10 protein-coding genes and 3 pseudogenes are annotated in these 13380 nt (G+C 40.8%); 2 read left to right on the top strand and 11 right to left on the bottom strand.

The features are described 5' to 3' along the window. Positions 1-468 precede the first annotated feature (468 nt). The 7 genes from HT736_RS02765 to HT736_RS02735 form a co-directional block, all read right to left on the bottom strand. Positions 469-615, bottom strand: coding sequence for a smi_0057.1 family bacteriocin-like peptide (locus HT736_RS02765; RefSeq protein WP_000425303.1), 147 nt, complete (start codon positions 613-615; stop codon positions 469-471). A 152-nt stretch (positions 616-767) separates the two neighbouring features. Beyond that, positions 768-1997 carry an N-acetylmuramoyl-L-alanine amidase family protein gene (locus HT736_RS02760; RefSeq protein WP_031243362.1) on the bottom strand — a complete coding sequence of 410 codons (1230 nt, stop codon included), beginning with the start codon at positions 1995-1997 and terminating at the stop codon, positions 768-770. A 112-nt stretch (positions 1998-2109) separates the two neighbouring features. Then, positions 2110-2964, bottom strand: coding sequence for a C40 family peptidase (locus HT736_RS02755; RefSeq protein ID WP_023935480.1), 855 nt, complete (start codon positions 2962-2964; stop codon positions 2110-2112). Between the two features lie 247 nt (positions 2965-3211). Then, positions 3212-3445 (bottom strand): acyl carrier protein, encoded by a 234-nt coding sequence (locus tag HT736_RS02750; RefSeq protein ID WP_000136445.1) that lies wholly within the window; start codon positions 3443-3445, stop codon positions 3212-3214. Positions 3446-3450: 5 nt separating this feature from the next. Then, positions 3451-4443, bottom strand: coding sequence for a phosphate acyltransferase PlsX (plsX, locus tag HT736_RS02745; protein WP_023932889.1), 993 nt, complete (start codon positions 4441-4443; stop codon positions 3451-3453). After that, positions 4440-5210, bottom strand: a complete 771-nt coding sequence (gene recO / locus HT736_RS02740; protein ID WP_023932887.1) for a DNA repair protein RecO — start codon at positions 5208-5210, stop codon at positions 4440-4442. Before recO ends, plsX begins: the two co-directional genes overlap by 4 nt. After that, positions 5207-6376, bottom strand: a complete 1170-nt coding sequence (locus tag HT736_RS02735; protein WP_119919609.1) for a pyridoxal phosphate-dependent aminotransferase — start codon at positions 6374-6376, stop codon at positions 5207-5209. The genes recO and HT736_RS02735 overlap by 4 nt, the downstream gene beginning before the upstream one ends. A 148-nt stretch (positions 6377-6524) precedes the next feature. Between HT736_RS02735 and HT736_RS02730 the strand changes: the two genes are divergently transcribed. Continuing rightward, complete coding sequence (locus tag HT736_RS02730) at positions 6525-7535, top strand: YeiH family protein (RefSeq protein ID WP_023935482.1); 1011 nt, start codon at positions 6525-6527, stop codon at positions 7533-7535. A 121-nt stretch (positions 7536-7656) separates the two neighbouring features. On the opposite strand, the gene HT736_RS02725 is transcribed toward HT736_RS02730, so the two are convergent. Both HT736_RS02725 and polA read right to left on the bottom strand, forming a co-directional pair. Beyond that, positions 7657-8094: a CoA-binding protein gene (locus HT736_RS02725; RefSeq protein WP_054388194.1), complete on the bottom strand. Its 438-nt coding sequence runs from the start codon at positions 8092-8094 to the stop codon at positions 7657-7659. Between the two features lie 83 nt (positions 8095-8177). After that, positions 8178-10811, bottom strand: coding sequence for a DNA polymerase I (polA, locus tag HT736_RS02720; RefSeq protein ID WP_119919608.1), 2634 nt, complete (start codon positions 10809-10811; stop codon positions 8178-8180). A 443-nt stretch (positions 10812-11254) separates the two neighbouring features. Here polA and HT736_RS11600 point away from each other — a divergent pair. Next, positions 11255-11747, top strand: a pseudogene (locus HT736_RS11600) (IS66 family transposase); the annotation flags it as partial. Positions 11748-11969: 222 nt separating this feature from the next. Here the strand turns inward: HT736_RS11600 and HT736_RS11595 are convergent. Beyond that, positions 11970-12302 (bottom strand): annotated as a pseudogene (locus HT736_RS11595) (N-acetylmuramoyl-L-alanine amidase family protein); the annotation flags it as partial. Between the two features lie 622 nt (positions 12303-12924). Next, positions 12925-13380, bottom strand: a pseudogene (locus HT736_RS11445) (IS30 family transposase); the annotation flags it as partial.

Here is a 13380-nt window from a genome sequence, read left to right as displayed (position 1 = left end):
ATCCAAAGAACAACGTTTCATAATTGTAGAACATAGAAATATTGATAATAAATCAAATACAGATCTATATAAAGTGGAAAACGAATCTACAAAACAACAAGGCTCACCAGATAATACACGAATCCAAATTGTCAAAAATAAATAACGAATACTTTGAAAGAAGAGAAAAAGATACAGAGAAAGAAAAAAAGCTTCCCCTTTTCCCTTGTGCAATACTAGTAAAAAAATACAGTAAAAGAAGAGAATGATTCCTATATGAAATAATTCTCCAAATGTTTGGCGAGCAGATAAACTAATTAAAAATACAAGGACCCAATAACGTTTTTTATAAAATTCTGGGGAAATTTGAGCACCCAAATAAATAGTAGGAACCATGGTTGAAACGACTACCAACAGTATATATAGCACAGAAACTAAGAATTCTAAAATAATCATAAATAAATCTAATCTCTAACGAATACTGTGAATTTAAGCAAAGTGTCTACCCGTACTAAATAATTTATCGCACCATTTTACGGTATCTTCAAAAATCCCTCCACCATTCACTTCTTCCAAAACCTCTGGAGTTAACTCTTCAAATTGTTCCAATTCTACAAATGTATTTTTCATTTCCATGACAGACTCCTTTTCATTATTTTATAGATAACTCTATCCCCTGCTCCATCTACAAAAGGCTTTAGTTTCCTTTTAAAATACAAGAAATCTAAAGCCTCCTGAAAATGGTATATTGGTTAGAGCGTTAACGATTAGTTGTGAAGATGTTATTTTTATTTAACCACAACCACTTTATAATATTCGTTTGAGTGTGGAGATTCAATTTTAATTTTTTCACCATATAAACCATCGATTTCTTTATCCAGATAATCTGAAACTCCTGATGGCAAGCGTTTCATCTTAAGAATTTCACCAGATTGATCCGCATAGGCTAGGATGTGATAGTGGGTTGTAGCCATACCATCATCAATCAATACAAAGTAACCTGTTTTGAGCTTACCTTGCTCATTTTCTAAATAGTATAGTTTATTGTTATTGATTGTAAAGTGGGTAGCTCCAAGACGAAGTCGTGCACCTGGATTTTCTAAATAGACATCATTGCCAACTTTTTTAATCTCTGAATAGGTTGTCATTGCTGGGATATTAATCACACGATGTCCATTTTCATCAAAGTAGTAGCGATTTGGTAAGTTTTGGAAGTTCTGTAAAACTGCCTTAGGATCAATTTCTTGTCCTTCTTCTTTATTATCCACTAAAGCTAAGGTAGTATTTGCAACCTCATCTCCATATTTATTAGAAAACTTCTTGAACTCTGGTCTGATATACCAAGCATTTTTTTCAATAATAACATCGTCACCTTTAGCATTTAGCAAATATTCTTGCCCATCTCCAAGTTTGACAATATCATGAATACTGTATCCAGCATCTTTTCTATTTGCTAGATAGCCATCCTTACCAATGACATAACTTTCCCCATCACTGGCTAGAACAGCTCTATCTGCAACCATAGCACCTGATTTTTCAAAGTAAGACCATTTACCATCTATGAACTCCCAACCTGTCATCATAGAACCACTAAAATGAAGATAGTACCATGTAGACCCTTCTTTGTACCAACCTGTACGCATGGCGCCACTATCTGCTAGTGAGTACCATGTGCTACCTTCCTTGTACCAGCCAGTACGCATGGCGCCACTATCTGCTAGTGAGTACCATGTGCTACCTTCCTTGTACCAGCCAGTACGCATAGCGCCACTATCTGCGAGCGAATACCAAGTGTTACCGTCTTTGAGCCAACCTGTCTGCATTTTACCAGTGATGTCGAAGTGATACCATGACCCAGCATTTTGTACCCATTTATCCTTAGCTAGACTGCCATCTTGTGAAAGATTCCAGTCAGCACCATTTTTAACCCAAGTATCTGCAGCCTGTGCTTGGTTGATAGACAAAAGTAGACCAGCACCTGCAAGCAAACCAAGTGTAAGTAGTTTAGATTTTTTCATAGCCATTTCCTCCTTTATTGAATAGCTATAAGAGGGCTTCCCCTCTTTATTTAGCTATATTCTAATACTTTTCATTGTCAAAGTCAATAATATTGTGAAAAATTAGACAATATTACCAATATCTACGAATTGTATTTTGAGTAATACCGTATTGATTCATATAAGAAACATATTGACCTGGATATGGAGCATGAACTACCTTTCCACCACCAACATAAATACCTACATGGTCATTTGTCTCTTCACTATTATACAAAATCAAATCTCCAGCTTGTTGAGAACCATTACTTATATAGCTTCCTCCTGTTGCTTGACCATAGGTTACTCTAGGAATACTAATATCAAACTTAGCATGAATAGCCATCGTAAATCCTGAGCAATCTACGCCACTATTCAAATCTGCCCCACCCCAAACATATGGGATTTTTCCTACAAATGTCTCTGCGTATTCACCAAGTGCCTGTCCACGATTTTCTACCCATACACCACTGGCTCTAAAGAAGTATGGTGTACCATTCACACGTTGATAACCAGTGACCATAGCACCACTAGCAGATAAGTAGTAATAATTACCATCAGGTTGAATCCAAGTATTTTCTTTCATCCATCCTTGGTCATCAAAATAGTACCACTTGCCATCTAATTGTTCCCAATTTTTAGCATACCCACCTGAACCGTATTTAAACCACCATTTACCATTGGTTTGCATCCATGTTCCTTTCGGATCACGATATTGATTGAAAGCTTTCTTCTCTTGATTTCCCTCTGCTTGGGTTTCTTTATCTTCAAAACCAATCAATTTTACTTGATCAGCTTCTTCAGCTTTTATCTTGCCTTGATTAACTAATTGAGCAATCGCTTCTTTCTCACTTGCTGATGGGGAATCAGCATAGGCTACCGTAGTATTTGCTAGGAGAACGCCTCCTGCAAGAACTAACAAACTAGAATAAAGATATTTTTTCATCATAAAAATCCTTTCTTTTCTCCTTTTTGGAGATTGATTTTTTCTGACTCCATTATATCCCTTATTTGTCCTCAGATTTCTACTGTCCCTAGAAAGACTAAATCTGTTCCTAAACGGTCACTTATACTCAATGAAAATNNCAAAACACTGTTTTGAGGTGGCAGATAGAGCTGACATGGTTTGAAGAGATTTTCGAAGAGTATTAAGCCAAATAAAAAATTCCAAAGCAAATGCCTTGGAACTCCGATTTCTATTTTGCTTGAATGATTTTAACAACATCTCCTACACTTTGGAGTTGGTCAATTTCTTCGTCGCTGATTTCGATATTAAATTCATCTTCCAGTGTCAAGATAAACTCCATCAAGTCAACTGAGTCAGCATCCAAATCGTCTTTCAGACTCAAGGATTCTGTCACGACAAAGTCCTCTCCCTGTCGCTCTTGGATAATGGTTACAATACGGTCAAAAATTTCTTTTTCTGTCATCTCTTTTATTCTCCTGAAAATTCACGCGCAGTCTGGGCAACTACGTCTGTTTCTAGCATGGTACGAATCTGGCGAATCGTACTATAAACAGCCTTGGCATCGCTTGAGCCATGAGTCTTGACAACAGGTGCCTTGACACCAAACAAGACCGCTCCACCAACATCTGAGTAGTTGAGCTGTTTTTTCAAACCTCTGAGGCTATCCTTGAGAAGGAGTGCGCCTAGTTTCGCTCGAAGACCACCACCTGTAATAGCTGTCTTGAGCAATCCCATGATTCCCATGGCTGTCCCTTCGATGGATTTGAGCACAGCGTTTCCCGTGAAACCATCTGCCACGACAACATCCGCAACGCCATTCATCAAATCACGTGCTTCCACGTTTCCGATAAAGTTCAAACTTTCATCAGCTGCTAGTAATTCGTAAGTTTCCTTACGAAGCGGGTCACCCTTGCTACTCTCTGTTCCATTGTTAAGTAAGCCAACACGTGGTTGCGCAATGCCACGGACATTTTTAGCATAGAAAGAACCTAGAACCGCATATTGATGGAGGTGCTGGGCTGTATTTTCTGCATTGGCACCGAGGTCCAGCATGTCAAACCCCTTCCCATCTACAGTCGGCAAAGTCGACATAAGTCCAGGACGATCGATGTTCTTGATACGACCCACGATGAAGAATCCTGCCGCCAACAAGGCACCTGTATTCCCAGCCGAGAGAACAGCGTCTGCTTCTCCTTCTTTGACAGCCTTGGCCGCCAATACCATACTGGCATTTTTCTTCTTCCGAATAGCTCTCGTAGGTTCATCGTCTGAATCAATCTTTTCATCCGTATGGATAATGCTGACGCGCTCTGTCGCTGTCAGATATTGCTTGATTTTAGCTTCATCTCCGTAGAGTTGAACCTCAATATCTGAAAAGTCAGCTAGGGCTTGATTGACACCCTCAACGATGGCTTGAGGTGCGTAATCGCCCCCCATGGCATCTACTGCGATTTTTTTCATTTCTTTTCCTCTTTTAGTAATTGTCCCCAGTCTGCTAGGGAATCAATAAATTTCTTTGATTTTAGGTGAATCCCAACGTACTCTTCGTAGAGCTGATCCATAAACTGGCGTAAGTCTTGCTTGATATCGGGCTTGAGCGAAATGGTCTCCAAGGTCTCAAAATCAATGGCTTGAAATTGATTGAGCAGATAAGGGATATTGGGATTGAGATGGCAACGTCTCTCATCCTCATGATAATGCTCTGAACAGAGGCAGGCTCCATATTTGAAAGAAAAGTCAAAAGCCTGACCGACCCGATGGCAAAAGACACACTCATTAAAATTAAGGCTGATCCCAAATCGAGTCAAAATTTGAATTTCAAAAATATTGGTCAAAACCTGATAATCCAAGCCTGCTTCCATCAACTCCAAAGTCTTTTGCAAAAAAGCAAACAAGGGAGCATCCTGCTGATTGTCCTGCAAACTAGCATCTGCAAGAGCTGCCACATAGGTCGCATAGGCCATGACAAAGAGGTCACTATTAATCTTGGGAAAAGTCATGACCTCATGATAGTCTTCGATGTAACTGAGTCCGTCATCATTGATTCGCAAGAGAAATCGTGCCAGCACCAAGGGCTGAATAACAGGCGCCAGCTTAGACTGACCAGCGTGTTTGACAAAAAACATGCGTTTGCCAACCTGCTCTGTAAAAATCTTGACGAGCTTGTCATCCTCACGAAAATTGCGATTATAGAGCACCAAGCCTTGACTCGTGATAGACTGAATCATGCTTCTCTCATATACTCCTCAAGTCGTTTCATGGCTTCTTTGATAGTCTCCATGCTGGCTGCATAAGACAGGCGAACATAACCTTCTCCATAACACCCAAAGGCAGCACCAGGGATAAAGGCAACAGCCTTCTTCTGAGCAAAATCCTTTAGAAAGGCAAAGGAGTCTTGGTTGTAACCAGCTGGAATCTTAGCAAAGATATAGAAGGCACCGTCTGGTTTGATAATCTCAAAACCAAGAGCAGTCATTTTCTCGATAATATAATCACGACGCTGGATATATTCCTTCTTCATAGGCTCCGCATCGTTTTTACCAGCCGTCAAGGCCTCCACCGCAGCGTGTTGCGCCATGGTATTTGCGGCAGTCACCAAGTACTGGTGACTCTTGATTAACTGAGCTGTGAAGGCCGCAGGAGCGAAAATTAGTCCCAAACGCCAACCGGTCATAGCATGCGATTTAGATAGACCATTGATAATGATAGCCTGGTCTCTCAACATCGTTCCTAGAGATACATGGGCTTCGCCTGTATAGGTCAATTCTGAGTAAACCTCATCACAGACAACGAAAATTTCGTACTTGCGTAAAACGTCTGCCAAGGCCTCCAACTGCTCCCGACTATAGGTAATTCCTGTCGGATTAGCTGGATAGTTGAGAATAACCGCCTTGAGCTTGTCTCCCTGCTCCAAAATGGCCTTTTCCAACATCTCAGGAGTCAAGACAAAACCATTTGCAGTTGTGTCAATCTCGACAATCTCTGCCCCAACTAGATTGACAATCGGTTCATAACCTGGATAGGCAGGAGCTGGCAAGAGCACCTTGTCTCCCTCTTCCAAAATAGCTGTCAAAGTCGCAGATAAAGCCTCTGTCGCCCCAATTGTAACCAGGATTTCATTTTCAGGAGCATAGTCCAGTTGGTACTTTTCCTTAACAAAGTCACTGGCTGCCTGACGTAGAGTCAGCAGACCACTCATCCCTGTATAGTAGGATTGGTTCTGGTCAATCGCTCGCTTGGCCGCCTCCTTGACATGATCTGGCGTTGTAAAATCAGGTTCCCCCAAGGTCAAACGCAAGACCCCAGGAATCTCCGAAATAGCCTGGTCAAACTGACGAATCAACGAAACTTGAATCTTATCTAACTGTTTATTAAAGCGCTTAGTTAAGTCCATAGATACCTCCTACTGTAAAAACGTATCTCTATTATACTACAAAAGCCCCCCGACCGCAAAAATACATAATAGAATAACTTTCCACTTTCTACTTTACTTTTCCTGTTTTTATGTCTATAATGGTAAAAGATTTTATTTGGAGGTTTTTATGTCATTTCTATCAAAAAATGGAGCAGGTATCTTGGCCTGCCTTCTCATTTCTATCGTATCTTGGTACTTAGGAGGATTCTTCCCTGTGATTGGCGCGCCCGTTTTTGCCATTTTCATAGGCATGCTCCTACATCCCTTTCTCTCGTCCTATAAACAACTGGATGCTGGTTTGACCTTTAGTTCCAAGAAGTTGCTCCAATATGCCGTTGTCTTGCTTGGTTTTGGTCTCAATATCTCGCAGGTCTTCGCAGTTGGCCAATCTTCACTCCCTGTCATCCTGTCCACTATCTCAATAGCTCTGATTATTGCCTACCTCTTCCAGCGTTTCTTTGCACTGGATACAAAACTGGCTACCTTGGTTGGAGTAGGTTCTTCTATCTGTGGGGGTTCTGCCATTGCAGCGACAGCGCCCGTTATTGATGCTAAGGAAAAGGAAGTAGCCCAAGCCATTTCCGTTATCTTTTTCTTCAATGTCTTGGCTGCGCTCATCTTTCCAACCCTCGGCACCTGGCTTCATCTATCCAATGAAGGCTTCGCCCTCTTTGCAGGGACTGCGGTCAACGACACTTCCTCTGTAACGGCTGCCGCCAGCGCTTGGGACAGTCTTTACCAAAGCAATACCCTCGAGTCTGCAACCATTGTTAAACTCACACGTACTTTGGCCATTATCCCTATCACGCTCTTTCTCTCCTACTGGCAAAGTCGCCAACAAGAAAACAAGCAAAGCCTACAACTGAAAAAAGTCTTCCCACTTTTTATCCTTTACTTTATCCTTGCATCGCTCCTAACCACCCTTCTGACCTCTCTCGGTGTGTCTAGTAGTTTCTTTACCCCTCTCAAACAACTTTCCAAATTCCTCATTATCATGGCCATGAGTGCTATCGGTCTCAAAACCAATCTAGTAGCTATGGTCAAATCCAGTGGAAAATCCATTCTTCTTGGAGCCATCTGCTGGATTGCCATCATCCTCACCACTCTTGGTATGCAGACCCTTATCGGCATTTTCTAATACTCTTCGAAAATCTCTTCAAACCACGTCAACGTCGCCTTGCCGTATATATGTGACTGACNNTTGCTCTTTGATTTTCATTGAGTATAACACAAAAGGTAGCCCACCAGCTACCTTTTTCTTATGCTTCCTCAATCAAGCGTGTATGTTCTCTCTTGATGCAACGATTCATCACGATGTCATCACATCCACCAGCACGCAAAATCTCTTCTGCTTCTAGACTTTCAAGTCCTAGCTGTGCCCAAAAAATCTTAGCATCAGCCTTGAAAAAATCACGCGCCACATCTGGCAAAAACTCACTGCGACGGTAAACATTGACAATATCTACAGGAAAAGGAATCTCTGCTAGACTAGCATAAGCCTTTTCACCCAATATTTCGCCACCTGCCGCCTTGGGATTGACTGGAATAATTTTATAACCCCGAGCCTGCATTTCCTTGGTCACTCGATTACTGGTTGTTTCCTCACGATCTGATAACCCCACTACAGCAAGGGTTTTACTCGTTGCGAGATACTGACGAATCACGCCATCACTTGGATTGATAAATTCTTGACTCATAGAAATCCTCCTTTTTCATCAGTATAGCACATTTTGAAAAGGCTTGCATAATTCTACTACAAAAAGGAGGACTAGCCCCCTTTTTATTTAGCCTCGTACCAGGTTGCCCCTTCATTTTCATCTGCGATGAGGGTAACACTGAGTTGAATGGCTTCTTCCATGGTTTGTTTGACCAATTTTTTCATCTCTGCCAATTCAGATTTAGGAACTTCAAGGACGATTTCATCGTGCACTTGCAGAAGCATCTTAGTCTGATAACCACCTGCAACCAAGGCTTTATCTAGCTGAATCATGGCAATCTTGAGAATATCTGCTGCCGAACCCTGAATAGGAGAATTGATGGCTGTCCGCTCCGCAAAACCACGAATATTAAAGTTGCGCGAATTGATATCTGGCAACTCACGACGACGCTTGAAGAGGGTCTCCACATAGCCCTTATCACGCGCCTCACGCACCACTTCATCCATGTAGTTTTTAATACCTGGGAAGCGTTCAAAGTAGGTATCAATGTAGGCTTTGGCCTCCTTACGGCTAATGCCCAGATTATTAGACAAACCAAAGTCTGAAATACCATAAACCACTCCAAAGTTAACCGCCTTGGCATTGCGACGATCGTTTGCAGTCACATCCTCAGGACGCTCAATGCCAAAGACCCGCATGGCTGTCGAGGTATGGATGTCCGCTCCCTCTTGGAAGGCCTTAATCAAGTGCTCATCCTTAGAAATATGCGCCAAAACGCGCAATTCAATCTGTGAATAGTCCGAGCTGAGCAATACACTATCCTCCCACTCAGGCACAAAAGCCTTACGAATGAGACGACCCTGCTCCAAACGGGCAGGAATATTTTGCAGGTTTGGATCCACACTAGACAGACGACCTGTTTGGGTCAAATCCTGCACATAACGAGTATGAATCTTGCCATCATCCAAAATCCAGTCCTGCAAGCCAATTACATAAGTCGATTGAATCTTAGCAATTTGACGGTAGTCTAGGATTTTCTTAACAATCGGAGCAATAGGAGCCAAGCGTTCCAAGACATCCACCGCTGTCGAATAACCTGTCTTGGTTTTTTTAGTGTATTCTAAAGGAAGTCCCAATTTTTCAAAGAGAAGCACGCCCAACTGCTTAGGCGAGTTGATATTAAACTCCTCACCAGCCAACTCGTAAATCTCTTGAGTCAGTTTTTCAATGACAAGCTCATTTTCAGCCTGCATCTCACACAAAGTCTCTTTCTTGACCCTAATTCCAGCTATTTCCATCTTGGCAAGGACAAAAGCCAGAGGTTGCTCTATATCATAAAGAAGCTCTAATTGCCCATTTTCGCTGAGTTTTTCAAGCAAAATAGGCTCTGTTTCAACCAAAACAGCAAGTTTACAAGCTAAGTGTTCCAAGAATTTCTCACGTTCAGGAATGGCCTTTTTAACACCCTTACCGTAGAAAGTTTCATCATCAACCAAGTAAGTCTGACCATAAAGACTAGCGATGGTCGCAATTTCATTGTCCTCCACAGTCGAAAGGAGGTATTTAGCCAAACGGATGTCAAAAGCAGGCGCCTGCAAATCCACACCCAAACGTTGCAAAAGAACTTTAACCTTCTTAAAGTCATAAACTCTCAGAGATGTTTTTTCTAAGAAATCCTTGAAAATCGGGTCTTGCAACAGCTCAAGCTTGTCTGTGGCATAGAGCTTATCCCCACAAGACCAGGCAAATCCAACCAAATTATCCGTATGGTAATTCTCACCAAAAAGCTCAAAGTGGAAGATAGACTCTTCACTCAGCATATCTTGACTGATTTGGTCAACAATAGTAAAATCCAAACTCTCAGACACATCAGCTGACGACACATTTAAAGCCTGCTTGAGCTGTTTGAAGCCCATCTCATCGTAGAATTTTCCAAGATTTTCAACATCTGGACCACTATAGACCAAGTCCTCTAAACCAATCGCAATCGGTGCCTTGGTATCAATGGTCGCTAGTGTTTTAGACAAAAAGGCCTGTTCCTTATCATTAATGAGATTTTCCTTCATCTTAGAAGCCTTCATCCCATCGATATTTTCATAAATCCCCTCAAGCGAACCATACTCCAGCAAGAGTTTGATACCCGTCTTTTCACCAATTTTGGTCACCCCAGGGATATTATCCGACTTATCACCCATGAGCGCCTTGAGATCGATAAACTGAGTCGGTGTGATGCCCATCTTTTCCATGAGATAATCTGGCGTAAAGGCCTCAAACTCAGCCACACCTTTCTTGGAAATTTCAACCACCGTATGCTCATCCGTCAGCTGAATCAAATCCTTGTCCCCACTGACAATGGTAATATCAAAACCATCCTGCTCTGCTAGTTTATCCAGTGTCCCAATGATGTCATCCGCCTCATACTGAGCCAACTCATAGTGACGAATCCCCATATGATCCAGCAACTCACGAATAAAAGGAAATTGCTCACGAAACTCATCCGGAGTCTTAGCCCGACCACCCTTATAGTCCGCATACATCTCTGTACGGAAAGTCGTCTTTCCCGCATCAAAGGCTACTAAAATATGACTAGGCTCAACCCGCTCCAACAAATGGCTCAACATCAACTGGAAACCATAAATCGCATTGGTATGCAAACCAGCCGCATTCTTAAAACGGTCCAACTGCTGATAGAGCGCAAAAAACGCCCGAAAAGCAACAGAAGACCCATCAATCAATAATAATTTTTTCTTATCCATACACCCATTATAAAGGAAAGAATCAAAAAATACCATTGGAAAGAGCCATACCCAATATTTTTCATACTTTTTCCGAATAAATAGATAGAAGCATTGAAACTAGTAAACTTAGATTTAAAAATGTGCTATAATGAAAGACAAACTATAAAAAAAGTCAATAGTTTATCTAAAATATTTCTTATTTCAATTTGATGATTTAGCGATGATTTTAGAGCACGGCAAAAATCCCTTGAAAAAGTCCATTTTTTTCAAAGGTAATCTTGTGTTAATTTCAGAAATTACATCACTTTTTGTTCGTCAAATGGTAGCTCTTTTTTAGGAGATAAAACATGGTTCGGATAAGTTTTTTTGCAAGGTGGATGATGGCTACATTGTAATGTTTTCCTTGTTCTAACTTAGTCTTAAACTAGGCCTTAAAAGCAGGTGAAAAGCGATTGCATGCTTTGCCAGCTGATGAACGACTACAGAAACGTCAAGAAGAGCTCCACCCCCTAATGGAAGATTTCTTTGCTTGGTGTCGGCGTCAGTCAGTTTTACCTGGTTCAAAACTAGGAAGGGCAATTGAATACAGTCTCAAGTATGAAGAAACCTTTAAGGCCATTTTGAAAGACGGGCATCTGGTCCTTTCCAATAATCTAGCTGAACGCGCCATTAAATCATTGGTTATGGGACGGAGTAAAAGAGTCCAGTGGACTCTTTTAGCCTAAGCTAAATTTTAAAAAGCGAGGGTGGTTGTTTTCTCAAAATTTTGAAGGAGCTAAAGCAAGAGCTATTATTATGAGCTTGTTGGAAACAGCTAAACGTCATCAATTAAATAGTGAGAAATAGCTATCCTATCTTCTAGAATGTCTTCCAAACGAGGAAACTCTCGTAAACAAAGAGGTTTTAGAGGCTTATTTACCATGGACTAAAGTTGTACAAGAAAAGTGCAAATAAGAAATCTCCAGATTAGGAACTATCCGTGAGTTCTCTAGTCTGGAGATTTTTCAATATACTTCGTTATTAGGCGGTTACGACTGAAATATCGTCTTGTTCACTTTTTATTTTCTTCTAACCAATAGACGGAGTTGCAAGGAAAATGCCAAAAACTCTACCCCTATAGCTAACAAAGAGCAAAAAAACTAGGAGAGAACTCTCCTAGTTTTAAATTATCTTGGATTATTTAACCCACTCACCGTTGTGGTTTACTTTATAACCATCTACAGTTGTATTAACTGCAAGAGCTCCTGACGCGTATGAGTAGTACCATTTACCACCAACTTGATACCAACCAGTTGCCATTGCACCTGATGATTTCAAGTAGTACCAAGTACCGTTATCTTTAACCCAACCAGTTGCCATTGAACCGTTGTCGTTTAGGTAGTACCAAGTACCATTGTCTTTAACCCAACCAGTTGTCATCCAACCAGCTTGGTCAAAATAGTACCAAGTTCCATTGATTTTTTCCCAACCATTAGTTGTGTAAGAACCATCAGCGTGTTTGTACCACCAGCGAGAACCTGATTTAATCCATTCAGCTTTTTGAGCAGGTGTTTCAGCAGAAGCTACTAATTGAGGAGTTTTCAAAAGAGTTGCTTTACCATTTTGTACTCGAACTGTTAATTTATATGTTCCACGTTTAGTTTTAACTTCAACAGTACTATTAGCTGATTTTTCATACTTAATCTCAACTGCTTTACCATCAAGTTTCAGTTCATTACCTTCTTTATCATAAACCTTAACATATCTATCGGTAACAACTCTTTGTTTATTAGATTGTTGAGATTGTTGAGATGCAAGGTGAGACTTAATATCATCAATAGTCAAATCACCATTTTCAGTAGTATTAACTTTACCACTTGCTTCTTCTCCACGTTTAGCTGCTGCTTCTGCTGCTTCTGCTGCTTCTTTAAAGAGTTTAGAAACTTCTGCACTTGGTTCTGTTCTCTCATCAGCTGCAGGTTTAGCATTTGGCAATGTTTGAACATTAGCCTCACTAAAAGTTGCTGTATCAGCTGAAACAGCTTGTACAGCACCAAATGCTGCAAGAGCGACTGCGCTTGTCAATAAAACTTTTTTCATCGTTTTATCTCCTTTGTTTTTCTTTAAAATATTTTTTCGTAAGACTACCTTACTACCATAGATTATATAAATATTTGCAGGATTTGTCAAGAGTTTTCTTCGAGTTTTTAAACTTTTTACCTATTTTTTCAAAAAAGCCAAATTTCAAGTTCAAGTTAGCCATCAAGAAGTCTTCTCTGGGTGATTTGTAGTGCAAGCATTTTTTAGGATAGTTATTAATCCAATTTTAGATGAATGCGACTTCTTTGGGAGTCGTTTTCTTAGTTCCCTTAGGTAACCATCTCCGAATGAGCCTGTTGTGATTCTCATCAGTTCCCCTTTTCCCAAGAGGCATAGGGGTGCGCATAATAGATATGTTCCTCAGAAAATACATCAGACAAGCGGTTAAATTCTGTACCATTATCTGCCGTGATGGACAGAATCTTGTCTTGTTTTAAGATGAGTTTTAGAGCCTGATTGACCGATTCAGCGCTTTTATTATGCCATATAGCATTGTCCATAACGAGTA

Origin of the sequence: Streptococcus sp. 339, from assembly GCF_013277285.1 — a bacterium.
Classification (GTDB): domain Bacteria; phylum Bacillota; class Bacilli; order Lactobacillales; family Streptococcaceae; genus Streptococcus; species Streptococcus pseudopneumoniae.
This window is presented reverse-complemented; position numbering and strand designations above follow the sequence as displayed.

Excerpts from the sequence above, each read along its gene's own strand:
- HT736_RS02765 (WP_000425303.1), bottom strand. The coding sequence starts at position 615 with ATGGAAATGAAAAATACATTTGTAGAATTGGAACAATTTGAAGAGTTA.
- HT736_RS02760 (WP_031243362.1), bottom strand. The coding sequence starts at position 1,997 with ATGAAAAAATCTAAACTACTTACACTTGGTTTGCTTGCAGGTGCTGGT.
- HT736_RS02755 (WP_023935480.1), bottom strand. The coding sequence starts at position 2,964 with ATGATGAAAAAATATCTTTATTCTAGTTTGTTAGTTCTTGCAGGAGGC.
- HT736_RS02750 (WP_000136445.1), bottom strand. The coding sequence starts at position 3,445 with ATGACAGAAAAAGAAATTTTTGACCGTATTGTAACCATTATCCAAGAG.
- plsX (WP_023932889.1), bottom strand. The coding sequence starts at position 4,443 with ATGAAAAAAATCGCAGTAGATGCCATGGGGGGCGATTACGCACCTCAA.
- recO (WP_023932887.1), bottom strand. The coding sequence starts at position 5,210 with ATGATTCAGTCTATCACGAGTCAAGGCTTGGTGCTCTATAATCGCAAT.
- HT736_RS02735 (WP_119919609.1), bottom strand. The coding sequence starts at position 6,376 with ATGGACTTAACTAAGCGCTTTAATAAACAGTTAGATAAGATTCAAGTT.
- HT736_RS02730 (WP_023935482.1), top strand. The coding sequence starts at position 6,525 with ATGTCATTTCTATCAAAAAATGGAGCAGGTATCTTGGCCTGCCTTCTC.
- HT736_RS02725 (WP_054388194.1), bottom strand. The coding sequence starts at position 8,094 with ATGAGTCAAGAATTTATCAATCCAAGTGATGGCGTGATTCGTCAGTAT.
- polA (WP_119919608.1), bottom strand. The coding sequence starts at position 10,811 with ATGGATAAGAAAAAATTATTATTGATTGATGGGTCTTCTGTTGCTTTT.